The organism is Chthoniobacter sp., assembly GCF_040003245.1.
Classification (GTDB): Bacteria; Verrucomicrobiota; Verrucomicrobiia; order Chthoniobacterales; family Chthoniobacteraceae; genus Chthoniobacter.
Genome location: NZ_JBDUCX010000044.1, coordinates 1 through 25170, shown reverse-complemented (window position 1 = coordinate 25170; position 25170 = coordinate 1). Strand labels below are relative to the sequence as shown.

Here is a 25170-nt window from a genome sequence, read left to right as displayed (position 1 = left end):
GGAAAGCGGGATTTATGGGAGCGCGTCCGGCACCTGGCGCTGGCCGGGACGGCCCGCCCAAGCGAACGCGGAGTCCGTTTAGTAGGGAAGGTATCTATTGCTCACGCTGCTGCTTCCGCCACCATGGCGTCGTCGCCTTCGCAGACGGACTTCTCCCGTGGGATTGCGAGTGGCTGCCGGATCCGCTCCGTTCTCTGCGCGACGGTCTCCACATCGATGCGCTGCAGGTTCTCCGGCCGGCGCGCCCAGGCGATTTTCTCTTCGTCGCTGAAGTCCTCCCACCGGCGACCGGGCTCCGACCCGGCCTTGGGTGCGGGGTCGTTCCTGACCGTGGCCTTGCTGCCATCACTGCCGCGCTTCTTTTCCACGCGCTTCGCCTCCGCCCGCTCCCGCTGGAGTTGCACCTTTTCGCGTAGCAACTCCAACCGCTCCCGCTCCAGTTTGAGCTGTTCGGCCCGATGCTCGGCGCGGTGCATCTTCATGAGGTCGTCGCACATTTGGCGTTGCTTCTTCCAAGCCTGTTCGCCGTTCATGGATTCAATCTCCTTGGTGGATACCACATAACGCGAGTTGAGCCACAACTGGAACACCTCGCTCATCCGCATCCGGTTTTGCCCCGTGGTTTTCAGCTTCTCGCCGCGCTCGTAGAGGTACTCGGCGAGGACGAGGGCTTCCTGATAGCGGAGCCAATCCTGATAACCGCCGTTCTTCCACTGGGAGAGGTTGTGCTCGCTGACGGGGTGGCCGTCGAACTCGGCCTGGACGAGGGTCTGGACCTCTGGCAGGTCGTTGAGCCAAGGGACGAGCGACTTGGCGGTGGCGCCCTTTTCCAGGCGCCGGTTGATTTCTTCGCGGATCGGCTTGGGCAGCCGGGCAATTTTGCCGCAGCGGTTGGGATTATTCATGGGTGCGATTGGGTGCGATTACTCTGTAGAGGTAGTGACAGGCGCCAGGTAATCCCGCAGTCGCGGGACCAAGTGGCGGCACTGTTTGCGCGAGGCGGCGAACACCGGATTTGGGGTGTTTGACCCTCCTCAATGGCGTTTAGTTGAGCGATATAGGAGTTCATATTTCGGATATATGAACACTCAAATAAGCGGAGTCAAATGGAAATTTCGTGCCGGGGAGTCGTGTTTGACCTTGCCGCATTCCACCCGATTCTCAGGGGCCTGCGAAAGCGCCAGCTAGAGTTTGGGCCGACCCGCTTTGGCATCGCCAACGCCTTCAAATTCCGCAGTGTGGTCCAGGCGATGGTCGAGGTAAGCATCGACATCTCGGGTCACGCCACACAACGCGTTTTTGACGTTTGGAAATCGAGCAAAGTTTTCGCTTACGTCATCACCGTTTGCGATGAGGTCAGCGCCGAGCGTTGCCCGATCTTCCCCGGCGTGACCCAGTGCCTGCATTGGAGCTTCCCCGATCCGTCGGCAGTCATCGGAAGCGGGGAAACCAAGCTGGCGGAGGCGCGGCGTGTCCGGGATCTGATCAAAGCGAAGATCGGAACGTGGTGTGCAGAGATTTGCGAAGTCGCCGGAACACTTGGCTGAGTGCCAGCGGCGAACTTGTGGAGATGCAATGCGCTCGTCTCCGAGCTTCTGCCGAATCAGCTTTTCAGCTTGGGATCAGGCGCTTTTCCGGATGTCGCCTTGGGCTTGCCAACTTTGTCCGGTGCCGGCGTCGCTTTCGTTTCCGGAGTGCCCGCGTCGACCGGTTTGATTCGTTGATCGACCAGCTTGTCTTGATAGTCCTCGAACAAGCTTTGCAATTTCACGCGGGTGATGCCGGTGAAGGGCTCGCGCGCGGAGAGAGCGTCGCCCAGACCGAATTTTTCGTAACGGGCGAGAATGTCATTGGCGATTTTGAACATGCTGGCGTTCTTGGTCTGCTGGTCGGCGACACGCCGGTTGAGCTCGATGGTTTGGGTCTCGAGTTTGGCGCGCTGCGCTTCCTTGGTATTGGCGATGTCGGTGATCCGTTTGTGGTCGGCCTGCCACTTCGCCAGTGATCCTTGCAGGTCGGCAATCTGTTTGTCGCGCTCTTCGATCTTGGCTTGCTGGTCGGCGGCGGCCTTGTCGGCCGCAGTTTTGTCGGTCGCCAACTGTTTGGTGATCTTCTCGATTTGCTCGGTGAGCGCTTTGCTTTTTTCCTCGGCTTCGGTGAGTGCGGCCTGGGCCACGGCCTTGTCATTGTCGGAGGTGCGCAGTTGCAGCATGGTATTGCGCAAGGATTCCCGCAGCTTTTGTTCGGCGGCGCTGGGTTGGGCGTTTTGCGCCCTGAGGGAGGCGGTGGGGCACGCCAGCAGGATGGCAAAGGCGATGAGGAAGGGGCGCGAATGGGTCATAACTAAAACTTGCCGTTGATATCGACTTGCAAGACATCGCTCTTGAAGGGCGGGCCGACGATGCTGTCGGCACTCATCCACCAGACGCCGAGCCACACGTTGCGGGACAGGGCCAGGTTTCCACGCAGGGTGTAACCTTTCAGATTGGTTCCGTAGAGCGGGGCGCCAAAGTCGGCATCGGTAAAGCCGTCGATGACCGCGTCGGATTCGACGTGACGGTAGTCGATGCCCACATTCCAATCGCCGAATTTTTCCATGGCCGGCTTGCCGACCCGGATGCCGATGTTCCACGCTGTATCGCCGCCACTATAGGCGCCGACACCACCGATGGCGGTATTTGGGCCGCGATTGTTGACGGCAATGCTGTTCGCGTAGGGCCGATCCAACGCGAGATTCTTGACCCATTGGCCGTAGAGCGAAATCTGCGCGGGCTCGAACCGATTGTAATCGATCTGGCCGGAAAACGCGAGTTCGTGAAACGACGACGCGAGGCCGAAGTATTGGAACTGGTTCGTCGTCCCGAAGCCATTGGTGGCATCCGGGGTGATGTTACGCAGGGCCATGTAAGTATTGCCGTTCTGCGCGAAAGACGGGCGGCTGTCGTCGGTGTTGCCGGCATCCTGGGCCGTGAGCGGGGTGAAGGGATCGGATAGCTTCCCTTGGGTATTGTAGAAGTAGTAATACTGGCCCGCCACCTTGGCGGAAAGGTCCTTGGAGATTTTCAAGTTGGTACCGAGCTGGGCGCCATAGAGATACTTGTCTTCGCTCCGGAACTTGCTGGGGTTGTTGGTGGCGAAGTTGAAATCGGTATTGAAGACCGGGAAGGCGCCGCCGTTGAAGAACGGCGTGATGCCCTTGGCCACTTCATATTTTGCCTGGATGGCGACGCCATCGAAGCCGAGGTCGCGCGACCAGATCATCGAGGTCGGATCCCAGAATGGGTTTTCCATGCGCCCGACGGTGACGGCGAGATTCTTGTTCGTCTGCCCGCCGGTTTCGTATTTCAAAAAGGCGCGGTCGATCCAGACCTGATATTTGCTGAAATTTCCGCCCTGGGCGTTGTTCGCCAGGCCGAGGCTCTGATTCTCGGTGACCGGGCTGTTGTCCTGGCCGCTGCCGATGCGCAAGCCGACGGTGAAACCTTCGCCCATGCTGATCTCCGCGCCGAGTCGTGTGCGGATGCGGAAGCGATTGCGACTTTGATCCACATTGTTCTGCGGCGAAAAGACGGTGCCCGCCACGTCGAAGGGGGCACCGGCGTTGATGGCGTTAAAGATTGGGAAGGCGCCCGTGTTATCATTGCCACCGGGGAAGAAAACGCCCTCGTAACGGACGCGAATATCACCAGCGACGCGGAAACGGGGCACCCAGTCGGGAACGGAATTGGGGGCGGCCCAATTCTCGGCCCTCGCCTTGGCCAGGACTTCCTCTTTGATTTCGTCGCGCATCTGCGCCTTGACGGATTCGGGGATATAAGTGACGCGGACCTGGTCGTCTGTCATGGGTGGCGCCGTCTGTTGGACGGCGGCTTGGGCCGCTTCGCGGGCGATGGCGACGTCGTGCTGGACGGTCGCCGCTTGCGCGTGGGCGACGGCGGCGTCTTCTTCCGCGAGGCGGATCAAGTCTTGCGAATCCTGCTTGGTGAGGACGCCGCGCTCGACGAGACGGTTGATCAGATTGACGGTTACGTTTTGGGAGGGGCCCGTGGAACCGGTGATCGGTTCCCTGGCAGCATCGGCCCTGGCGAGGAGGTCGGTGGTGTTAGGGAGCAGGTCATTGGCGGCGAGCTGGCCAGTGGCGGTCGAAGTGACGGCCGGGACCTCCGCTCTAATGGATGCGGCATTTTCCTCCGGCGTGGCCGGTCGCCCGGCGATGCCTGGGATGGGGGTGGCGGCGCACCACACGGTGGCAAGCAGCCAGACACATCGGCGGAAGACATATTTTTCTTGGAGCATAAAAACAGTGAAAGCTCAGCTAGGGCCGGCGGGCGGTGAGGCGCATGACGATCGGCATCGGCATGCCCGCGGGCGGAGGTTGGTCAAGTTGGAGATTGGTGAGGATTTCGTTCTGGATGACCTGATCGAGCGTCGAGTCCCCCGTCTTCGTATCGAGCATGGCGCGGGTGATGCGGCCTGTGGTATCGGACCACACGCGGACCTGGATCTTGAGGTTGGCCTTCTTGGTCTTGCTGTTGCTGCGCAGTGCGCTCGCGACTTTCGATTGGACCTGACCGGCAAAGGCGCCCCATTTGCTGCCGCCGCCGCCGGGTTGTCCGCCGAAGGTGCCGCCACCATTGCCGCTGCCGCCGAGGCCAGCCATGCCGGGGCCGGCGCCCTTGAGGTTGGTGCCGAGCGCCTCTTTCGGCGGCTCAGGAGCTTTGGGAGCTTCCACCTTCTTTTCCTCGGCTGCGGTTTCCTGGACCATCTTTTCTTCCTTGGGAGGCGGGGGTTGAACTTTGGGTGGCGGAGGAGGGGGAGGGGGAGGAAGTGGAGGCAGCGGTTGGATGCTCACCATGCGCTCGGGGGCTTTCGGCGCAGTCGTGCTCTTGACTCCGCTGAGGAAATACGCCGCGCCGCCGCACAGTAAAACAACCGCGGCGATGATGATCTTTGTCCGGTGGTGCGCGAAAAACCCATCGTTCTCGTCCTCATCGGTCAGCTTTTCGTAATGGTGGATTGGGCGAGGCGGCAGGGCGGGCCTCGCAGAACCGGCTGAACGAGTAACGCGGCGCTTGGGGATCGCCTTGCGTTGCTTCACGGGGCGGCGAGTCGTCCCATCGGCCTCGTGGATCTCCGGCTGTGGTGCGGATTCACCGGACTCCGAAACAGCCGTCGGTGCGGAGGATTGAGCTGGTGGATGTTCGATGTTTTCGAGTTGGTCCTTCATGGCGTCAGGCTGGGTGGCAGCTACTTCTTGGGCTTCGTCGCGAGGCCGATGTTGGAAAATCCCACGCGCCCGACGGTATCGAGCACATCCATGATGGTTTGATACGGCGTCGCAGTATCTCCCCGAATGACGATGGGGGCCTCCGGGGTCTTGGCCTTGACAGCGCCGAGCTTGGCTTCGAGGTCTGCGAGCGTGGTCGGCTCGGCATTGAGTTTGATGTTACCTGAGTTATCGACCGTAATGGCCTGCATCTTCGGCCCCTCCATTTTCGATGGTGCGCCAGCCTTCGGAAGATTCACCTTCACTCCCTGAACGCCGGCAGTGGTCATGATGATGAAGATCAAGAGCAGCACCAGGTAGAGATCCACCATCGGGGTGACGTTGATATCGTCGTAGGACTTGTTATCGCCAGCTTGCATAGTCGTATCAGTGTCCGCCTACGGCTTCTTCCTCGCTCTGCGCTTCGGAATAGAATTCAGCGACTTTGGCGACGAATTCATTGATGAAAATGTCCATCTCGCTGATGGCGTCCTTGATCTGGGTGCTGATGTAGCTGTAGGCGAACAGTGAGGGGATCGCGACAGCCAGACCGGCCACCGTGGCAAGCAGCGCACCGGCGATGCCGGGCGCGATCGAGTTCACCTCGACCTGACCGGATTTCGCGATGACCGCGAAGGTGATCATCACGCCGATGACCGTGCCGAGGAGGCCGAGGTACGGCCCGCCGGCGATGCCGATCGTTAGAAAGACGAGGCTGCGGTTGAGCTTTTGGGTTTCGCGCACCATCCCGCCGTCCAGGGTCGCCCTGATCGCCTGCATTGAGCGCCCAGAGAGTCCGCTGAAGTCATCCTGGGCGGCGGCGACGCGGTCCTGGATTTCCGACGAACCAATCTGGTAAAGATGATAAAGCGGCGACTGCCGCAGGACTTTCTGCATCTTGGGAGATGCTCGGCCGCCCATGCTGTTGATGCTGTCTTCGTTGCCGTGATCGAGCACGTGCAGATTGGACGAGAGGTCGTCCCACTGCTGGAGAAAAACCTTGGTGGCCCGGCCGATCTGGCCGAGGTAGAGCAGCTTGAGTACGGCCACGATGCCGGCGATGAGGGCGAGGATGAAGCAAAGCCCAATTACTACCCAGCCGTCGAAGGTCAGTGACTTGGAGATATCAAGAATAAGCGAAAATTGCTTGGTGATTTCACTCTCGCCGCCTTTTCCAGAGGCTTCATCCGGGCCGACCGTCAGCACCTTCGCCGCCTTTTCGCCGCCGCCCTGAATAACGCTGGAGAGTTTGAACACGGCTTGCGGACGAGCCGTTTTCGAGATTTGCAACTCGTCTAGATCGCCGGCATATCCGGGTTCGCCTTCTGCATCCGCAGCACCCGGTTGTCCGTCGTGGCCGAGCAACGCCTGAGTATTCAGGGGAGGGACCTTGGCGGCGAGGATGGCGTAGCTCTCCCCGTCGAGATACACCTTGATGTCCGTGCCCGAGGAAACAACGGCAAGATGCCGCCACGCATTCACGGCGACGGGCTGGCCGTCGGCGCTCCGCAGTGTGCCACCGGCGCCGGTGACTTCCACGTAGGGAATGCCATTGTTGAGACCAATGATGAAGGCGTTGGCGTCTTCGTGACGGCTGTATAAAACGGCATTTGCGGTTAGGGCGCTGGGCTTGATCCATGCCGACCAGGTCAGCACCTGTCCATCGCTCCAGGCGAGCGTGGCGGTCTTCGGAATGGTGACGGAATTCTTTCCACTCAACCGCAGGCCGCTGCTGATCTGCGAGCCGTCGACGACCACGCCGGGGGTTTCCGCATTGTTGGCATTGCCCGTGGAATCCTTTGGCGGTGCGCCTTTTTCCGCGAAGTGATAGACGAGCACCGTGTCGGCGTCATAGGTGGCCTTCGGATCCTCGACGCGCAGCGCATTCTGACCGGCGTTGCCGTAGTAAAGCCAGAACGTGCCGGGGGCTCCGGCTTTCAAATCCGGGACTTTCACCCACACATAGGCTTCATTGAGCAGACCATCGAATTTTTCGATGTGAAAAGGCAGCGGCGTCTTATCGTCCGCCGCGACGAAGCGCAGATCGCTGGCGTCTTCGCGGGCGTTGGCAAACTGAAAATTGCCTTCGTGCAATCGAATCAGCACTACCGTGGTCATCGGGGCGTCGCCGGCGTTCAGGCCTGCGGGGGCCGTATCAACGGTGATCTTTTTGCGAATCGTCCACTCGGGATTCCACCACGCGTGTGCCGAAGTGGAAATGGAGAGCAAGGCGAGAAGGCCCAGAAACAGAAGTTTTCGGAAACCAACCTTGGCTGGGGTAGGGGTGATAAGCATGCGATGTACGGATGAAAAGTGGCTGGAGAAAACGTCAGAAATCGGCCCAGACGCGGAAGGTGAACAACCAGTCGTGAGCGACGGTGTGGGATTGGCTGATGAGCGGAAGGCCAGCATCGAGGGAGCCGTTGAAATGATCGGAAAGACGGATGCGGCTGCCCGCGCCGATACTGGCCAACTCCCAGTGCGCATCCTGCTCCGGTAAGGGATCGTTGATCGTCACATAGCTGCCGTCGAAGAACGCATAGACGCGCCATTCGGTGGTGGTGCTCCCGGCCCAATTGAGGAGGGAGGGGCTGCGCAACTCGATGGAGCCGATGACCGCATTGTCACCGGGCACTTCGCCCTCGAGGTAACCGCGGACACTGCTCAGGCCGCCGGCGCTGAACTGCTCCGCGCTCAAGAGTGGCTCGTCGGCAATTTGGCCCTGCACTTTCGCCATGACTTGGAAGCCACCGGGCAGGTCGTGTTCGTGGGTAAGATCGCCACGGAAATAGAGGAAATCGCCGCTCGATTTGTAGCGGCTGTTATCAAAACTGGTCTCGCTGCTGCCCATCCCGCGCAGATGGAAATAGAGCCCCGCATTGAGATCGGTACTGTACCCTAGGGAGTTCTTATCTCCCCGCCCAAACCAAGTACCGCTGTAAGCGATGCTGAGCGGGTAGTAACTCGTCGGTGCGGACGTAACGTCGAGACCGAGCAGGACGTTTTGCTCGTAATGCTTGTAATCGATACCCAAGCTGAGAGAGTGGACGTAATTGGTGAGTTGCGGCAGGGTGAAGCTGGCCCGTAATCCGACCGTTTCGCCTTTTCCCGCCACCGCCGCTCCGCCGAGAGTGGACACATTGGAGTCCTGCTTGGTCGCCTGCAAAGTCAGCGTGAGCCAGTCCACATGAGGCAGGCGGGCGAGATAGTAGCCGGAGATGACCTTCACATCCTCGCGATTCTGGGGCGAGATCTGAAAGCTGACGCCTGCAGAGTGACCGAGTTGCCAGAGGTTGCCGTAACTGATGCCCCCGTTAATGCGCAGTTCAGACGTATCCGGACTATAGCGGTTGTTCAGTTCCACGCTGCCGTGAAGCGGAAAGGTATCCTTGACCATAAGGTCGATATCCACGGTGCCGGGTTCCACGCCGGGACGGATGCTGTCAGAGGTGACGGTGACTCTTCTATCCGGCCATTGATTCAAGCCGATCATTTCGCGAGTGAGGTCGTTGAAGTTTGGCACATTCCCCGGTGTGAGGGACGGCGCGCCTTTCCGGATTGTATTCAGCGAATAGTAACGCGAGCCTTTGACCCGCAACCGGCCGACTTTGGTCTCGACCACTTCCAAGAATACGACACCACCGCGCCCCTGCTGTTGCGGAATTTGAACGGTGACAGTTTGGTATCCCTTTTCGTGGTAAACCCTTTCCAGTGCCGCCCGTGCGTGCTCGACGTCGTCGACCGTCCTGCCGGGACCTAAAAACGGATATACAGTGTCGCCGATTTCGATCGGCGTCAGGATCTTGGAGCCGAGGACGCGGTATTCCTGAATGAAAATGGGGCGCGCTGCAGGAGTAGGAGCCCCGGTTGGCGACTGGGAGGTAGCGCCTGTTGCCGGAACAGTCCCTGCGGCTGCGGCCGTTGCCGCATTCTCCTTTGGCGGTGCCGTGTAGTCCTTCGGTGCCTGAGCGTAAGCTACGCTAAAACCTGTCCAGCACAGCAGAATTGCCGATGCCGGAATAACCAGATGTTGCTTTGCATAGCAGGCCAAAACCATGAAGCTGAGTTGTAATTGCGAAGGCACATCCACGCACCGGCTAAAACGCGGACATTACGAGGAGGTGGTGATGATGGGTTGCGATTGGAGAAAAGGGTGCGGAAGGCGCTTTTGCGATGCGCAGCCAAACGGGCCGAAGGTTACTCTTTCAGGGGGAGACGCCCCAACTGCTTTATTGTAACATCTATGTGACGCTGCTCAGTCCGAGGTGGCTATTAATATAGAGCCACAATATACTCTCCCACAGTGGGTAAACGAAACGGGGCGATTACATGTTACAATTGCGTGACGACTTGCGATGGTATCCGGTGCACTGTCGTCAACGTGGTAACCCGTAATGGCGGGAGCAGTTTCAATCCGTCTCGGCCACCAGTTCGTCCTGTTGGGTCACGCGGACCACTTCCTCGATAGTCGTCTGGCCGAGCAGGACCCGTCGCCATCCGTCGAGCCGCAGCGTCTCCATACCGTCCAAAGTGGCTCGTTGTTTCAGCGCGCTACCGGTTTCCTTGCGGATGATCAGTCGACGAAGGTTTTCATTGACCACACAGATCTCGTAGATGGCCATCCGCCCGCGATACCCGGTCTGGCGGCAGTGTTCACAACCGCGGCCATGATAAAACTTGGCGCCGACGGGAAAGGGTGCGGCGACTTCGCGTAGGTATTCGGGCAGGTAGCTGGTCTCTTCCTTGCAATCCGGGCAGATGGTGCGGACGAGGCGTTGGGCGAGAAAGCAGCGGACAACGCTGGCCAGGAGGAAGGGCTCGATGCCCATGTCGAGCAGGCGCGTGATGCCGCTCACGGCGTCGTTGGTGTGGAGCGTGGAGAAGACGAGGTGGCCGGTCATGGCGGCGCGGATAGCGATCTCGGAAGTCTCGAAATCACGAATCTCGCCGACCATCACGATATTGGGATCCTGACGGAGAATCGCGCGTAATCCGTTGGCAAAAGTAAGGCCGATTTCTGATTTCACCTCGATTTGGCTGACCCCGGGCAGGCGGTATTCCACCGGTTCTTCGATCGTGATAATGCGGCGGCTGACCGCGTTGATCGCGCTGAGGAAACAATAGAGGCTGGTCGATTTACCGGAACCGGTAGGGCCGGTGACGAGGATAATGCCGTTGGGTAGCGTCAAGAGGCTGCGGATCGCCTGCATCTGCGCCGCGCCCATATCGAGGCGGTCGAGACCGAAGTGTTGCACGTCGGTCCGTGAGAGCAGACGCAGGGAGATGCTTTCGCCATTGACCGTGGGGATAGTCGAAACGCGCACATCGATGTGGCCTTGATGCGTCGTCAGATTGATGCGGCCATCCTGGGGCAGGCGGCGTTCAGCGATGTCCATGTGCGCCATCACCTTGAGGCGCGAAATGATGGCGCTTTGCAAAACGCGAAGCTGCGCCGGGACGGCAACCTCATGAAGGATGCCGTCGATGCGGTAGCGGATGCGGAGGTCGTTTTCGAGCGGCTCGACGTGGATGTCGGTCGCGCGTTCCTGGATGGCTTCGCGAATGACCTGGTTGACGAATTTGACGACGCTCGCCTCCGGATTGTCGCCGGTGATGTCCTGGGACGTCTCGCGGGACTCGCCGTCGTAGTGCCGAGCGGTCTGCAGGATTTCCTCGAACGTCTCCGCGCCGACCCCGTAGAGCGCCTTGATCGCGCGCAGTAACTGGCCGCGGGGAGCCAGCACCCATTCGATTTTGCGCCCGCTGAGTTGCTGGGTGACCAGGCGGCGTGCAACTAGGTTGAAGACATCGTAGGTGGCCACGCGCACCGTGTTCTCGCTTTCGCCCAAGGGCAGCATCTGGTGCTTGAAGACGAAGCGGCTGGGCAAAAGGGTCAGCGCCTTACGTTCAATGCGGTCGGTTTCGACGGCCTCGAAAGGGGTTTGGAACGCGCGGCCCAGTTCCGTGGCGAACTTGATTTCGTCGACCTGGCCGGAGTTGAGAACTTCGCTCGTCCAACTGCCGCCCGGTTGCGGCTGCAAGGTCGAGAGCTCGGTGGCGACGCTGTCGTCCACGCCGGCTCCGTGCAGGACATCGAACAGGAGTTTCCGCGAATTCATCGGGACGGCGGTTACCGATTGGCTGGCGACTTGGAGGCCGGTTTCGCCGCCGGCGTCGCGGTGTTGCCGGTACGGAAGGGAACGGCCGGTGCGCTCAGGACTCTGTTCGGCGGGAAGAGAGAAGCTTCGAGGTTGGGCTCCAGATTCAGAAACTCCTCGGCGCGCTGACGCAATTGGCGGGCCTCGGGTGGCGTCCAGCTTACTTCCGGACGGACGAGAATAATGAGTTCCGTGCGGAGCTTTTCCTTGGTGGTATTGCTAAAGAGATAGCCGAGCAGGGGAATGTTGCTGAGGACCGGGACGCCGGATTTCACGCGGTTCTGGCTTTGCTTGATAAGTCCTCCGAGTACAAGAGTGCTCTCGTTGGGAACGGTGACACTCGTCTTCACGTAGCGCGTGGAGATGGTCGGAATATCGTTGTTATCGATTCGCGTCGAGCCGGAGACTTCATCGATCTTTTGCAAGATATCGAGGGAGACTTCGCGCTCGGAATTGATCAACGGCACCATTTCCAACTGGAGGGCCACGCGTTTGAACTGCACGCTCGAATTGCTGACAATGCCGTTGGAGTTGTTGGTGCTGTTCAGGGCGCTCTGGATGCTCGTTGGTACGGCAATTTCCTGGCCGGAGGCGATGATGGCCTTCTTGTTGTTGCGCGCTATAACGGTGGGCCGCGAGACGACGCGGAATCGGCTGGTGTTTTCCAGCGCGGTGACGATGGCCGACATTGAATTTCCTGCGGTAAAGTAGCCGGTGAGTCCGCTGCCGCCTACGGCGGCGACGACCCGCGGAAGCCCCTGGGTGAGCAGATTGCCCGGATTTAAGACTGGTTGATTGCCGTTGAAACTGACGAGATTGGTGGAGGTGCCCGACGCGGTAGTGGCGGCGCCTGTCGTGTTGGTCGTCGTGCCGGAGGCCGCCCCCGTCGTGCTAGTGCCGGCGGCGGTGGTCCCTGTGGCAGCAGTTCCGGTGTTGAGCTGAATAGGGCTGAGCCCGAGGCCGCTGCTGCGCAGGATATAGTCGACGCCGAACTGATGTTTGTCGTCCAGGTCGAGCTCCCCGATAGTGGTGTGCAGCATGACTTGCGGGATGCGCTGGTCGAGCTGATCGAGCAGACGGAAGACCTTCGCTTTCACATCTTCGCCGCCGATGACGATGATGGCGTTGGCATTTTTGTCGGCGATGATCTTGGTTGTGCCGATGACGCGGGCCTCCGGGGTGGTGTCCACGGGTTGCGTGGAAAGTCCCTCGCTGACATTGAAATCAGTCCCGGATCCACCGCTGCCATTGTTTCCTGAACCATTGCCATTGCGATTATTGTCCGCCGAATTGTTGGTGTTCTGCGCGGGCTTGGCGGATGGCGAAGACGAGCTTTCTTCTTTCATGCCGGGGTCCGTGATCGCCTTGACGACGACATCGAGGACATCCGCCACGGGCACGAATCGTAATGGGCGGGAAACTGGTTCGCCAAACTTGGCCGTCGAATCGAATTCGCCGATCAGCTTGCGGACGAAGACCATATTCATCTGGCGGGTGACCACGTGAATGCGATTCGTCCGGACGTCGGCGGTGAGCTTGATCTTGCCGACGATGATCGAATCCTCGGACAGGGAGGTGGCTCGGATTTCCACGGTCCTGTCGCCGGTCGATTCGACGACCGTGTTGGCCGGCAACGCGGTGCCGGCGGGAGTGGTGCGTTTCACTGGCAGCGCGCCGGGGGCACTGCCGTTGGCGGGCTGCTTCTCGAAGATCGCTTTCAGCTTCTCCAGCACGTCGCTGGCATCGGCGCGCTCAAGCGCGATGAACTCGCTGATCACTTCCGCGGGCGGAACGTCGATTTCGTGCAGGATATGCACGAGGCCCCGGATGGTTGCGCTGTTCTCGGTAATGAGGAGCGCCTGGGCTTTCGGAAGCGCAGTGATGTTGGTGTAGCCCCCTGGGGATTGACCGATAAAGCCGGTGAGCGTCTGCTGTAATTCGGTGGGGTCCGCGTAGTGCAGCTTGGTGACGAAGGTGACCACTTGTTCGCCGGCGGGAATGAGCAATTCATCGGAGATGATCGGGATCGCCGCGCCGCGCGGGTTCTTGCCGGTGCCCACCACCTTGACGATGTCACTGTTCTCGACGGGGATGAGGGTGATGCCGTTGAGCAGCAGGTTTATCTCAATGATCCGAATGGCTTCCTCCTTGGGAATGTCGCCCGTGACGACGATATTCACCGTCCCCGAAACCTGGTTGTCGACGACGATCCGTTTCCCGGTGAGCAACTCGTAAAAACCAAGCACTTCCCGGACGTCGGTGTTGGGGAATTGCAAACGCACGCTGCCATTGGTGGCGGCCGGTGGAGGTGCGGGATTCGCATTTCCGGCGGGAAACTGCGCACGGCTTTGGGACAGCGAGCAGAACGCGAAGAAGAGGCTGAGGATGAAGACACGGCCGGGCACGATGCAGTGCTAAAGGCCTCCGGGCGCCGGGGTCAAACTTCGCACCGTTTTGTAACCTGAAATTCACACGATCGCCATCTTTCCTGCGTGGGATTCGTGCACATTCGCTGTCCCATGCCTGCCCGCCGTGCCGCTTTCACCTTGTTGGAGATTTGCCTGACGCTCCTCATTGGCATGGTGCTGATTCTCCTGGCGGTCCCGAGTGTGGCGGGATTGTTCGCTGAGCAACGATTGCATGAATCGTATACGCGCTTTGAGCAACTCACCAACACCGCCCGCTGGCGGAGCGGCAGGGAACAGCAGCCGTACCGGCTCGTTTGGGACAGGCATCGCATCATTCTGAAAGCGGCTGCGAATGCCACTGGAGAAAGTGGGGAGGTGGAAAGCCTGGCGCTTTCCGACGACGAGAGCTTCCAACTGGTTCGGACGGCGGCGCTGGTCAATCCCGCTCCGGAAGAGTGGACATTCTGGCCGGACGGCACATGCGAACCGGTCGTGGTGAGCTATCGTGGTCGCAGCGGGCGATGGCAAGTGCGGTTTGATGCGTTCAATCCGCGAGGCACGTTTCAACAATCGGAGGCTTTGTGACGATGCGTTGGAATCATGACCATCACTTCCGGCGGCAGGGTTTCGCGCTCCTTGAAGCCATGCTGGCGGTGGCCATTTTTGCGATGGGTATCCTCGCCTTGGGTCGCTGTATCTCGCAAGGCCTCTCCGTGGAGCGGATCGAAGGTGAAGACACGCGGGCTTACCACATTCTGGAAAGCCGCGCGGCGGAGATCGAGGCCGGGGCGGTGAGACTGGTGGAGACAAAGGAGCAGATCGGCGGCGTCAATGGAGGGATGACTTTGACGCAAGCGCTCGCCCCCGTGCACAAGAAGGACGAGCACGGACAGGAGATGGCCAATCTTTCACTGGTGACCCTGGGAGCTGCCTGGACGAGCAATGGCGAACGACAGTCGCGAACCCTCAATTTCTATGTCTGGTCGCTGCAACCATAGCGCGCACCGAGCTTTCACGCTGCTGGAGATGATAATCGCCTTGATGATCACCTCGATGATCGTGCTCTCCCTTTATCGATTCGTGAGTGCGCACTTGATGACGATTCGCGCCTCCACGGAGAGCGGTGAAGAGCGCGACACCCTGGCATCGGCGGTGCGCTACTTGCAGGCCCAGATGAATACGTTGCCGGCGATTGAGGACAGCACGCTCAAGGGGCAACCGTTCAAGTTTCGCGGTCTGGAAAATGACGAGATTTCGTGGACCTGCCCGGCAGGCCCCGGGTTGCTGACGACGGCGGCGCCGGGAGATTTCAAAGTGACGCTGGCGGTGCAACCGGTCGACGAGAGATCCACGGAGACGGAACTGGGGCTGCGCCGGCAGCCAGTCCCGGGCAACACGGCGTCGTTGAACCTGAGCCGCGGTGGCGCCGGGGGGCGCTACGATTGGGTATCGCTCGTCCGGCCGATGGCGGGCATGGAGATCCGCTATTTCGATCCGCAGGACAATTCGTGGAAGGACACCTGGACGGATCCGGCGCGCCGCCCGCCACTGATGCGCTTGCGGTTGTGGAAGCAGGCCGACGATGCCCCGCTGGAAGCGATGATCCGGGTTCCCTCGGCGCAAATCACCAAGTGAGGACGCTTCTTACAAATCAACGGGGTTCCGCGTTGCTGCTCGTCCTCTGGGCGCTCCTGGTGCTCACCGCCGCCACTTTCGGCTGGGTTGCGTGGGTGCAAACCCGCCTCATGACGCATGGCGAGGAAGGTCGCGCGATCGAAGCGCGGGCCATGGCGCGCGCCGGGATCACGCTCGGATTACATCCCTTGGTGACGCGCCTCACTCCGTTGCCGCCCGAGGAACTGGCGTCCGGTGCCGGTTACGAACTGCGCATCCGCAGCGAGGGGGGAAAGCTGAACATCAACTGGCTGCTGCAAGGCGAAGAGCCGATGAAGATCGCGATTTTCAAGCATTGGCTCGAGCAGCGCGGGCTGGATTTTCAACAACGTGAGGCGCTGGTCGATTGCCTGCTCGATTACATCGATGCCGACAACCTGAAGCGTCTGAATGGGGCTGAAGACGACGGCAGCTATCATCCGGCCAATCGCCAACTGCGGAGTATCGAAGAACTGCGCCAGGTGCGCGGCACCGCTCCGCTGACGAGCCAGCCAGGCTGGCAGGATGAACTCACCGTCTACAGTCTCGGGCCGATCGACCTGACTTCCGCGAGCGCCGAGGTTCTCGAACTGCTGCCCGGGTTGGGGCATTCGCGGGTCCAGGCATTTGTCGCGCTGCGCGCCGGGCGGGATGGTGTCGATGGAACCTCCGACGATCGAGTTTTCGCGGACCTGCAGGCCGTGCAACAGGCGCTGTCCCTCAGCCCCGCACAATTCGAGCAGTTGCGTCCGTTGGTGAGCTTGAATGATCCGACGCTGGAGATGCGCAGCATCGGCCATAGCGGCGCTACCACCCGCACGATCACCGTCGTGACGCGCAAAGCCGGCGGCAAACCCCAAATCCTCTCCTGGAACGAATGAAACCTACGCCTGACGTCTCGTATTGTTTAACGCCGCAAGCGGAAGGGTGGGCCGTGTGGCGGGATGCGCAGCGTTTGCATATCGCCTCCACCCTGGCCGAGGCGCTTGGTTTGCTGCCGGTCGCCAGCCGGTTTGAGTTCGCGGTGCCCTGCCATCCGCTGATCATGGAACGATTGCGCCTGCCGGCCACGGAGCGCGACGAACTCGCTGGCATGGTACAACTCCAGTGGGAGAAAGCGTTGCCGTATTCGCCCGAGGAAATCACCGGCGATTTTGCGGTGCTGGAGACTGCGAATGGAGAGACGGTCGTTTGGTCGGCGGCCGCGGCGCATGATGCGTGGCGGGAGTTTGGCGATACCTGGAGCGGCGCGAACCGTTGGCCTCGGCGGGTGGCGCCCTATGTTTGTTATGTCGCGGCGGCGTGTCCGGCCGAGGAAACGATCCTGGTCGTGTATGTCGAGCAAGGGCATTGGGTGGTGGCGGTGGTGGAAGATCGCCGGCCAGGATGGGTGCATGTGATGTCGGCTGCGGATGCTGCGGGATTTGCCGCGGAGTTTCCCTCGCTGACGCTCACGATGGGGCTGGATGGAGTGCCCAACAGCTATGCGCGCGTCCTGTTGTCGCCTGAGGTCATCGGTTGCGAGGCCGCTTTGCAATCCGCCGTGCAGGCGCCGGTGGAGATGCTGCCGTTGGTCACACCGGTCACCGAGGTGGACGTCAACCTTCTGCCCTCGCTCTGGCAGGTGTCCTCGCAGCAGCATCGCGATGGCCGGGCCTGGCGGAAGCGGGTGCTGCTGGCGGCGGCCGTGTATCTCTTCTTCGTGGCGGCGGCGGCGGTCGATCTCTTCGTGTTGCAGCACAAGGCGTCGGGCCTGGAAGCGGAGCTGAACGCGCAGCGTCCGGCGCTGGGCTTGTTGCAGAGTCGGCGGGCGCGCTTCAATTCTCTCGGGGCAGCCATCGATTCGCATCGCTACGCCATCGAGTTGCTCTACCTGCTAAACCGGTGCCTGCCGGGGGAATCAGTGCGGTTCACCGAGTTCGAGCAAATGCCGCAACAATGGCGGGTCGTCGGCGAAGCGCCGACCGCGAGCCTGGCGATCGAGTATCTCTCGCGGCTCAAGCGTGATCCCGACTTGAGCGGGAACGACATCACCGCCGATCCACCGCGCTTGCTGGCCAACGAGCGGGCGCAATTTCAAGTCATCGGAAAACCATGAGACGCACCCTTTCCTCCCGCGAGAAAACCCTGGCGATGATCGTGGGCCTGATCGTGTTCATCGGTGGCACCTATGTGCTCGGCGAGACGTACGTCAGCAAACGAGCGACCGTCAACGCCCGCATCGTCGCGCAGAAGAAGCAGCTCCGATCCATGCACGAGCTGTTGGACCAGGGCGCCCTCTGGGCGCAACGCGAACAGTGGTTGCAAGCCAAACAGCCGCACCTGGAGAATGCCGACACGGCGGGCGTGCAACTGCTCGACTCCGTGCGGGAACTGGCGCGGCGGCACACGGTGCTGCTGGCGAATCCCACGATTCACCCGCCCGATCCCCGGCCCAACTGCGTCTCGGTGGTGCTCGAGATTGAAACGAAGAGCCCATGGGCGCCGCTGGTGGAACTCCTCCAGGAATTGCAAACGCCCGAACAATTCGTCGCGCTGGAGAGCGCCCACATTTCCGTCGACCCCGCCGACCCCACGCAAGTGTTTGGCCGGTTCAAGATAGCTCGCTGGTATGCCCCTAACTAATCTCATCCGTCGCGGCCAATGGCTGTGTTTATTCCTCATCCTCGCCTTGGTGTCGCCGGGCCTACCGGCGTTGGCGGAGGATGCTGTGCCGTCGGCTTTCGCCAAGGGCCGCTATGAAGCGCTGCGCACCAGTTCGCCGTTTGCCCTGGCGACCGCGGTCGTGGTGGCGGCGCCGCAGGCTTCGTTTGCGGCCAATTGGTATGTCGGCGGAGTGGCCCGAAACGGCGACGACTACTTCGTGACCATCCAGAGCCGCGATCTCTCGAAGCAGTTCTCACTCGTCTCGGGGCGGGAAGTGGATGGGGTGATGCTGGCGAGCGTGAATTGGTCGGACCAAGTGGGCAAAAGCACGGTCATCCTGCGCAAGGGGACGGAGACGGCGAAGCTGGAGTTCAACGAGGCCCAGTTGCGCGGGCCGGCGACCACTGCGGCGGCCAGTCCGGCGCCGGGCGGAAAAGCCACGGCGGCCACGGCGGGCGGGACTCAGCGGTTGGTGGGGCAAAATGTTGCGGCCGTGAAGGCGGGCGGTCTCCCTCCGGTGGCCAATAGCAGTGCGACGGTGCGCCGCCGGGCATTGCCGATTCCGGTGCCGCCCCGTTAGTGGGTTTCTCGGATAATTAGCGCTTCGGCTATTTGGCAACCGCCTCCCAGTTACCCACGTTATCTTCCTCGGTATCGGGATTGCGGTCGGCGCCGGCGGAGAAGATGTCGTATTCCTTCGGGTTGTGCTTGCCGGGGAAGCGGTAGAAATACTCCTGGTCCCAGGGGTCGCGTGGCACCAGGTCGTTGAGCTGCCGCCAATTGCGCGGCTTGGGTTCGCCGTCCGGCTTTTGCACGAGCGCTTTCAGGCCTTGCTCGGTGCTGGGGTAGAAGCCATTGGCGGCCTGATACATCATGAGGTTGGTTTTGATTTGCTGCAGATCGCCGCGCACTTTCACCTGGCGCGCCTCGTCGAGATGGCCGGCGGTGTAGTGCACCGCCATGCCGATGAGCAGACTGATGATCAGCACGACGAGCATGATTTCGAGCAGGGTGAAGGCGGCGCGGGAATGCAGATGACGTTTCATGGCGAGGTGGGGTTGAGCGTGTAGTCGAGGTTCTTCCAGTTGTGCTTGAGCTGCAGGGCGAGATTGCGCAGGGCGACGACGCCGCCCTCCGCGGGAAGGGTGATGACCAGCCGATTGGCGCCGGTCTTGAGCACAGCGCCGGGGATGACTTTCTGCGCGCGCAACCAGCCGGCGTAACGAAAGCGCATGCCTGTTTCCAAGGGCTGCGTGATCCCGAGGTACCCGGGATCGGCCAGGTCCGGCCACGAGACGGTGACGGGGCCGAGCGGCTGGTCGTTCACGGTGATCTGGAGCGGGGCCTGGCCGTCCGCATTCGAGACTTCGAAATTGACCATGGTGAGCAACGGCGGCGCCTCGAGATCGAACTCCCACGTCATGGTTTGCTGGCCGCCGGCGGTCAGCTTGATCGTCGTGTTGTCGAGCGTCGCTTTCACGCGGCCGTAGAGCGAGACGTCATTGGCCGGCAGGGGCAGCGCGGAGTTGCGTTCGAAGACATCGATCAACTCCCCGGGCGCGGCGAAATCGAGGGCCTTCATCATGGTGTGCGGCTGCAAGGTCGCGAGGAAAGCGCCGCGCAGATTGCGACCGTCGCCCGGCACGCGGATTTGCACGGTGGCGATCCCGGCGGGCGAAAAGAGGATCGTCTCGGAGGCCGGTAATTCGAGTCCTTCGCCGAAGGGTCCGCGGGCGAACTTCTGCTCACCGTTGGCGCCCAGCCCGATGACGCTGGGGGCGGCGCCGCCATGGTCGTCAAAGAAGAGACGCAGCAGGCGTTTTTGATCGAAGTCCTGCAGGTCGCGCAGGCGGATCAGGATCAGCGTGACCATTCCACCCTGGGCGTCGGCAATGTGATCGGTGGTGACGCCGGCGAGCCAGATGGGCAGCGACGGGAGGTGCTGGCCGGCGGTGAGTTGGCGGAAATCGATCCACGTCGTGAAGGGGGTCGGCTCCTGCTGCAGCTCCTGTGCGCCCGCGTTGTTCGCAGCGAGCAAAGCAAGGCCGGCGATGAGGGAAAGGAAAGCTGTGCGCATGGCGATCAATGCTGCACGTGCAGGTTTTGGGTGAGGCCGAAGACGGCGCTCATGATGCCGTAGACGACCGTGCCGATGATGCCGGCGATGCCGATCATGACGAGCGGCGGGATGAGCGTGGAGACGACGGTGACTTGTTTGTTGAGCTCGCGTTCGTAGACGTCGGCGATGTGATGCATGGTCTCGCCGAGGCGGCCGGTTTGTTCGCCGACGGAGAGCATGTCGAGGAAGAGATCGGGAAAAAGCTGTTGCTCGCGCAACGCCGCGGAGAGCGCCGCGCCATCGATCACCGCCTGACGCGCGGCCAGCGTGCGCGCCTTGACCCAGGCGTTGCCGGAAATTTCCTCGAGCAATTCCAGCGCGCGCAACATGGTGAGGCCGTTGTCGCAGAGCGTCCCGAGCGTCTGCGCGAACTGGACGAAAAAGCGATAGCGCGTGATGCGGCTGACGACCGGTATCCGCCAGACGAGCGCGTCCCAGGAGAGCCGGCCTTCCACGCTTTGGGTGAACGCGCGGTGTGCGGCGAACGCGGCCATCGCGCCGAGGGGCGCGGCCCACCAATAGTGCGCGATCGCGGCGTTGGCGTTGATGAGCATTTGCGTGGCGGGCGGCAGCGGCTGGCCGGTGCCTTTGAAGAAGCCCGTGAGCTGCGGCATCATCACGGTCATGAAGGTCAGGATGAGGCCGAGCCCGGCCACGACCAGCACCGAGGGATAAAGCAGCGCGCCGCGCACCTTGTCGCGCAAAGCCTGGAGCGCGGAGAGATGCTCGGTGAGCCGGAGCAGGATCTTCGGCAGTGCGCCGCTGGCTTCGCCGGCGGAGACGAGATTGACGTAGAGCGGGGGAAAGATGCGGGGAAATTCGCCGAGCGCTTGCGAGAGGCTGCGGCCATCGATGAGCGCGCGGTGGAGCGTCTGCGAAAGTCCGCGCAACCGTGGCTGGCGCAGGCGCTGGCCGAGGATCTTGAGCGACTCGTCGAGCGTGAGCCCGGCGCCGAGGAGATGCGCGAGTTGCTCGGTGAAGAGGTGCTGGTGGTTGAAGCTGAGTCGGTCGCGGGCGGTGATGGTGGCGCTGGCGATTTCCGGGGGAGACGACGGTGCCGGGCGGGTGGACGTGCCGACTTTCGCCGGGGCTTTCGATGTGGTTGCAGCCGCGGGTTTCGACGCTGGACTGGTGCCGGGCCTCGGGGCCACCGCGGGGGCGTCGGACTTGATGGAGATCGGCACGGCGCCGAGCGCTTCCACCATGGCGATCGCCGAGGCGCGACTGGCCGTGGTGACCGAACCATCGATCACCTGGCCATCGTAACTGCGGGCACGATAGAAGAACTCAGGCATGCAACGCGAGGGAGCGGGACCGGCGCGGCAGGGGGGAGTCGGAAAGGGGCAGCGATGGACGCGAGTTCATGGCGCGGAAGAGAGTTGGGGAAAGTCGGAAAAAGAGAGTGGGAGCAGGTGGAAACAGTGCGGTGCGCCGATGCGAGTGCCTAGAATCCGTGGGCTGCCATCCCCCACAAGCGCCAAGTCCGTTGACACCTAGATTTAACAATTCACAGCGTGGAACATTTCGGTGCCGGCTATCAGCGGCAGTAATGAATGGAGCTTCAATCAAGGCTGGTGGAAAAATTTTGAGGCTTGATGGGCTTTACCAGCCTTGACTGGCCTTGATTGAGCTTGGTGCTGGCTGAGGTTTCTTGCTGGAGCGAACGAGGGCTCGGTTTGTTCCACGGGCTCGCCGCGCCGTGCCATGGAATAGCCAGATGGGGTTTGGGCGCAAGGGAGTGGGCGACTTGGGGGCCACCGTCTGAGGATTTAAAAACCAGGCACGATTGAGCACGATTAGACACGACTGACAGCGATAGCTGAACCCACTTGACTACCATCTTCCCGAGCCTCTCAACCCTTCCAAGGGCTGGACCTAATTACACTTCTCCAACACAGGCGCGCAAAGTAGCATTTACAGGTGCTTTTGTCAAGACAAAAATGCGTCGACTGTTCGATTGATAGGAGCGATGGGACGAACGGGAGTAATAGGATGCCGGCTGAGGAGCCGCTCTTCTCAATCCCGCCCGAAGGGGAGGATGTGGGCGGTGCCGTCGTTCTGGATGCGGATGAGCGTGATCTCCCGGAATTTTTGGTGGTCGGCGGGTTGGGTGGGATCGGCCTTTTTGTCGAGGAAGGTGATGAACCAGCAATACTCGCCCGACTTCTTCTCCAGATCCGGATAGCTGCCGCCGGTGGTGTAGCGGGGCTGGAATTTGGAAGGCGGACACCAATCGACCCCGACGAGCATGATCTCGCTGGGATTCCGGCCGAGTGTCTTCTCCGCGATGGCGAGCGCCCGCTCCACGCTCAAGGCCGGTGGAGGCACGTCCGGCAACGGCACGGTGACCGCCATCCCGGGGCTGAGAAGTTGGAGGAGTAGGAGCAGGATGAGGAGAGGGGCTTTCATCGCTGGGGTTACGTGCGGATGTAGCCCAGGCGATGGGCAGTGCCGTCGTTTTTGATCCGGATGACGGTCATCTCCCGAAATTTTTGCCGATCGGCGGGCAGGGCTGGATCGGCCTTCTTGTCCAGATAGGTGACGAACCAGCAATACTCGTCCGGGTTCTGGCGGAGTTCGAAGAATTCGCCGCCGGTGGTGTAGCGCGGTTGGAACTGCGAGGTCTTGCACCAATCGACGCCGACGAGGATGACGGTGTCGCCGTTGCTCCCGAGCTCTCTCCGGGCGATGTCGAGGACTTGGGCGACGGTGAGTGCGGAGGGAGGTACATCCGGGAGCGGCCTGGTCTTCGCCAGGCCGTGGGTGGCGAGATGGAGGAGCAGCGTGACGGCGAGCAGAAGAGGTTTCATGATGGCGACAAATTCTTTCAACGCACGACGCTCAGGAAACGGGCGAGGTGGATGGTATATTAGAACACCATAGCCCCTATTCGCCCTAGCGATCGCCAACGCGAATTCAAATCGCACTGTCGCGAGCAATCAGCCTTGAAACGGCTCGTCACGATGACTGTGCCAGAAACGCAGCACTTCGACGACTTCCTCTATCTCATTTACGAGGTAAAGGATGCGGTATGATCGTTTGAAGACGGGCAGTTCCTGCACTTCGGGAAAATCCGTGTGCAGGAGATGGCGTCCGCTGCGCGCGGTCACGGGATTGCTGAGCTGGCGAAGTGCTTCGGATGGAAGATCGTGCGCATACTTTTCGCCGCGTTCGGGTTCATCGCGGTCGGTCCAATAGGCGACCACCTCCTCGAGATCCACCCAAGCGCTCTGCGTGAAGATTACGCGGAAGCTTTGCCCGGCCATCGCTCCTGCACTTTCTCCGTGAACTCCTCTGCGCTATAGGTGCGGCCTGCGCGCACGTCGTCCAAGGCCTCACCGATCGCACGGTTCATCCGTAACGCTTCGCGGACTTCGACCAGCAACGGTGAATCGTCGGGCAGCCCATTGACGAGGTCGTGAATCTGTTGCTTCAGCGTCATGCAGAAAAAGTAGCATGAATCGCTGTCCTTCCCCAATCACGATTTTGGGGAGTAAACTTTGTCTTTTCCCACGACGGTGGCTCCAAAAGGCATATGCAACCCTTTCAGGGTAGGGGCGTTTGCTGGCGGAAACCCAGGGTAGCTCGTGCCTCGCAACCCTGGGCTGAATGATGGAACGCCGTTGGCGTTCGATTGTCCGGTCGCGAGGGCTTCGGTTATAGCGCGGCGACGGCTTCGGCGGTGGATTCGGCGAGGACGGTGAGGCCTTCTTGCAGGGCGTCGAGGGGGATGGTGAGAGGCGGGGCGATCTTGACGGTCTGGCCCCAGGCGCCGACGGGGGCGAAGAGGAGGAGGCCTTTGTGGAAACAGCGTTCGATGATGCTGTGGGCGAGGTCGTGGTCGGGTTCTTTTTTGCCGCGGACGAGCGTCTGCATGCCGCCGACGAGGCCTTTGGCGCTGACGTGGCCGATGACTTCGGGGTGGTTTTTTTGAATTTGGCGCAGGCCTTCGAGGAGGGTGGGCTCGAGTCGGGCGGCGTTGCCGGTGAGGTCTTCGCGGAGGATTTTTTGGACGCTGGCGAGGGCGGCGGCGCAGCAGACGGGGTTGCCGGTGTGGGTGCTGGTCATGGAGCCGGGTTGGAATTGGTCCATGATGGATTCGCGGCCGATGACGGCGGAGATGGGAAGGGAGCTGCTGATGCCTTTGCCGCAGCAGATGATGTCGGGGTCGACGCCGTAGTGTTCGAAGGCCCAGAATTTGCCGGTGCGTCCGAAGCCGGCCTGGACTTCGTCGAAGGTGAGGACGATCTGGTGCTGGCGGCACCAGGCGTGGAGCTGGCGGACGAATTCGACGGGGGCGAAATCGGGGCCGACGCCCTGATAACTTTCCATGATGACGCCGGCGACGTTTTTGGGCTGCAGGCCGCGCGCTTCGACGGAGGCGAGGAAGGCGGCGAAGCTGGTGTCGGTCTGCCAATAGCCATCGGGGAAGGGAGCGGTGATGATGGCGGGGTCTTCGTTGACGATCCAGTTTTTCTGGCCGGCCATGCCGCCGGCCTGCTGGGAGCCGAGGGTGCGGCCGTGGAAGCCGCGTTCCCAACCGATGATGCCGATCTTCTTGTTGCCGCCGACCTTGATGCCGTGGGCGCGGCTGAGCTTGATGGCGCACTCGGTGGCCTCGGAGCCGGTGGTGAGGAGGAAGACTTTGTCGAGGCCCTCGGGAGCGACGCCGGCGAGGCATTCGACGAGAGCGGCGCGCTCTTCATTGGGGAAAACGTAGCTGTGGAGCAGGCCGCTCTGGACCTGATCGATGATGGCGCGGCAGATCTCGGGGGCGGCGTGGCCGGCGTTGGTGACAAGGACGCCGGACGACCAGTCGAGCCAGCGGTTGCCGTATTTGTCGTAGATCGAAATGTCTTCGGCGCGTTCCCAGACGAGGGGAGGCATGCCGCGCATGGAGATGGGCTCGTAGGTGCGGAG

At 61.3% G+C, this 25170-nt stretch carries 25 protein-coding genes; 8 read left to right on the top strand and 17 right to left on the bottom strand.

Annotated features, from left to right (window positions below; genetic code table 11):
• Positions 1 to 101: 101 nt before the first annotated feature.
• Positions 102 to 905, bottom strand: a complete 804-nt coding sequence (locus tag ABJF10_RS08265) for a hypothetical protein (RefSeq protein ID WP_348544071.1) — start codon at positions 903 to 905, stop codon at positions 102 to 104.
• 225 nt (positions 906 to 1130) lie between these two features.
• Between ABJF10_RS08265 and ABJF10_RS08260 the strand changes: the two genes are divergently transcribed.
• Positions 1131 to 1547 (top strand): arsenate reductase ArsC, encoded by a 417-nt coding sequence (locus ABJF10_RS08260; RefSeq protein ID WP_348544070.1) that lies wholly within the window; start codon positions 1131 to 1133, stop codon positions 1545 to 1547.
• A gap of 56 nt (positions 1548 to 1603) precedes the next feature.
• Here the strand turns inward: ABJF10_RS08260 and ABJF10_RS08255 are convergent, their stop codons facing one another.
• The 8 genes from ABJF10_RS08255 to ABJF10_RS08220 form a co-directional block, all read right to left on the bottom strand.
• Positions 1604 to 2341 carry a phage major capsid protein gene (locus ABJF10_RS08255; RefSeq protein WP_348544069.1) on the bottom strand — a complete coding sequence of 246 codons (738 nt, stop codon included), beginning with the start codon at positions 2339 to 2341 and terminating at the stop codon, positions 1604 to 1606.
• A 2-nt stretch (positions 2342 to 2343) separates the two neighbouring features.
• Positions 2344 to 4296 carry a putative porin gene (locus tag ABJF10_RS08250; protein ID WP_348544068.1) on the bottom strand — a complete coding sequence of 651 codons (1953 nt, stop codon included), beginning with the start codon at positions 4294 to 4296 and terminating at the stop codon, positions 2344 to 2346.
• A 19-nt stretch (positions 4297 to 4315) separates the two neighbouring features.
• Positions 4316 to 5227: a TonB C-terminal domain-containing protein gene (locus ABJF10_RS08245; RefSeq protein WP_348544067.1), complete on the bottom strand. Its 912-nt coding sequence runs from the start codon at positions 5225 to 5227 to the stop codon at positions 4316 to 4318.
• A 20-nt stretch (positions 5228 to 5247) separates the two neighbouring features.
• Complete coding sequence (locus ABJF10_RS08240; protein ID WP_348544066.1) at positions 5248 to 5646, bottom strand: biopolymer transporter ExbD; 399 nt, start codon at positions 5644 to 5646, stop codon at positions 5248 to 5250.
• A gap of 7 nt (positions 5647 to 5653) precedes the next feature.
• The gene (locus tag ABJF10_RS08235; RefSeq protein WP_348544065.1) at positions 5654 to 7561 is read right to left on the bottom strand and encodes a DUF2341 domain-containing protein; all 1908 of its coding nucleotides are present in this window, start codon (positions 7559 to 7561) and stop codon (positions 5654 to 5656) included.
• Between the two features lie 34 nt (positions 7562 to 7595).
• On the bottom strand, positions 7596 to 9356 hold the full coding sequence (locus ABJF10_RS08230) for a ShlB/FhaC/HecB family hemolysin secretion/activation protein (protein WP_348544064.1): 1761 nt from the start codon (positions 9354 to 9356) through the stop codon (positions 7596 to 7598).
• A gap of 319 nt (positions 9357 to 9675) precedes the next feature.
• Positions 9676 to 11385: a GspE/PulE family protein gene (locus ABJF10_RS08225; protein ID WP_348544063.1), complete on the bottom strand. Its 1710-nt coding sequence runs from the start codon at positions 11383 to 11385 to the stop codon at positions 9676 to 9678.
• Positions 11386 to 11396: 11 nt separating this feature from the next.
• On the bottom strand, positions 11397 to 13829 hold the full coding sequence (locus ABJF10_RS08220; RefSeq protein WP_348544062.1) for a secretin N-terminal domain-containing protein: 2433 nt from the start codon (positions 13827 to 13829) through the stop codon (positions 11397 to 11399).
• 114 nt (positions 13830 to 13943) lie between these two features.
• Between ABJF10_RS08220 and ABJF10_RS08215 the strand changes: the two genes are divergently transcribed.
• The 7 genes from ABJF10_RS08215 to ABJF10_RS08185 are packed head-to-tail and all read left to right on the top strand — an operon-like array spanning position 13944 to position 18711.
• Positions 13944 to 14417 (top strand): hypothetical protein, encoded by a 474-nt coding sequence (locus tag ABJF10_RS08215; RefSeq protein WP_348544061.1) that lies wholly within the window; start codon positions 13944 to 13946, stop codon positions 14415 to 14417.
• 2 nt (positions 14418 to 14419) lie between these two features.
• Positions 14420 to 14830 carry a prepilin-type N-terminal cleavage/methylation domain-containing protein gene (locus tag ABJF10_RS08210; protein WP_348544060.1) on the top strand — a complete coding sequence of 137 codons (411 nt, stop codon included), beginning with the start codon at positions 14420 to 14422 and terminating at the stop codon, positions 14828 to 14830.
• Positions 14808 to 15467 (top strand): prepilin-type N-terminal cleavage/methylation domain-containing protein, encoded by a 660-nt coding sequence (locus ABJF10_RS08205; protein WP_348544059.1) that lies wholly within the window; start codon positions 14808 to 14810, stop codon positions 15465 to 15467. Before ABJF10_RS08210 ends, ABJF10_RS08205 begins: the two co-directional genes overlap by 23 nt.
• On the top strand, positions 15464 to 16366 hold the full coding sequence (locus ABJF10_RS08200) for a hypothetical protein (RefSeq protein WP_348544058.1): 903 nt from the start codon (positions 15464 to 15466) through the stop codon (positions 16364 to 16366). The genes ABJF10_RS08205 and ABJF10_RS08200 overlap by 4 nt, the downstream gene beginning before the upstream one ends.
• Positions 16363 to 17583, top strand: coding sequence for a hypothetical protein (locus ABJF10_RS08195; RefSeq protein ID WP_348544057.1), 1221 nt, complete (start codon positions 16363 to 16365; stop codon positions 17581 to 17583). The genes ABJF10_RS08200 and ABJF10_RS08195 overlap by 4 nt, the downstream gene beginning before the upstream one ends.
• Positions 17580 to 18110 carry a hypothetical protein gene (locus tag ABJF10_RS08190; RefSeq protein WP_348544056.1) on the top strand — a complete coding sequence of 177 codons (531 nt, stop codon included), beginning with the start codon at positions 17580 to 17582 and terminating at the stop codon, positions 18108 to 18110. The genes ABJF10_RS08195 and ABJF10_RS08190 overlap by 4 nt, the downstream gene beginning before the upstream one ends.
• Positions 18097 to 18711 (top strand): hypothetical protein, encoded by a 615-nt coding sequence (locus tag ABJF10_RS08185; RefSeq protein WP_348544055.1) that lies wholly within the window; start codon positions 18097 to 18099, stop codon positions 18709 to 18711. Before ABJF10_RS08190 ends, ABJF10_RS08185 begins: the two co-directional genes overlap by 14 nt.
• 28 nt (positions 18712 to 18739) lie before the next feature.
• Here the strand turns inward: ABJF10_RS08185 and gspG are convergent, their stop codons facing one another.
• From gspG to ABJF10_RS08145, 8 genes are all read right to left on the bottom strand, one after another.
• Positions 18740 to 19177: a type II secretion system major pseudopilin GspG gene (gene gspG / locus ABJF10_RS08180; RefSeq protein ID WP_348544054.1), complete on the bottom strand. Its 438-nt coding sequence runs from the start codon at positions 19175 to 19177 to the stop codon at positions 18740 to 18742.
• Positions 19174 to 20208: a hypothetical protein gene (locus ABJF10_RS08175; RefSeq protein ID WP_348544053.1), complete on the bottom strand. Its 1035-nt coding sequence runs from the start codon at positions 20206 to 20208 to the stop codon at positions 19174 to 19176. Before ABJF10_RS08175 ends, gspG begins: the two co-directional genes overlap by 4 nt.
• 5 nt (positions 20209 to 20213) lie before the next feature.
• A complete protein-coding gene (locus ABJF10_RS08170) occupies positions 20214 to 21545 on the bottom strand; it encodes a type II secretion system F family protein (protein ID WP_348544052.1) in 1332 nt (443 codons plus the stop codon).
• Positions 21546 to 22266: 721 nt separating this feature from the next.
• Positions 22267 to 22659, bottom strand: coding sequence for a hypothetical protein (locus ABJF10_RS08165; RefSeq protein WP_348544051.1), 393 nt, complete (start codon positions 22657 to 22659; stop codon positions 22267 to 22269).
• Between the two features lie 8 nt (positions 22660 to 22667).
• Positions 22668 to 23060 (bottom strand): hypothetical protein, encoded by a 393-nt coding sequence (locus ABJF10_RS08160; RefSeq protein WP_348544050.1) that lies wholly within the window; start codon positions 23058 to 23060, stop codon positions 22668 to 22670.
• 129 nt (positions 23061 to 23189) lie between these two features.
• The gene (locus ABJF10_RS08155; protein ID WP_348544049.1) at positions 23190 to 23516 is read right to left on the bottom strand and encodes a type II toxin-antitoxin system RelE/ParE family toxin; all 327 of its coding nucleotides are present in this window, start codon (positions 23514 to 23516) and stop codon (positions 23190 to 23192) included.
• Positions 23492 to 23692: a hypothetical protein gene (locus tag ABJF10_RS08150; RefSeq protein WP_348544048.1), complete on the bottom strand. Its 201-nt coding sequence runs from the start codon at positions 23690 to 23692 to the stop codon at positions 23492 to 23494. The genes ABJF10_RS08155 and ABJF10_RS08150 overlap by 25 nt, the downstream gene beginning before the upstream one ends.
• A gap of 215 nt (positions 23693 to 23907) precedes the next feature.
• Positions 23908 to 25170: aspartate aminotransferase family protein (locus ABJF10_RS08145; protein WP_348544047.1), on the bottom strand; the 1263-nt coding region annotated here is incomplete at its 5' end.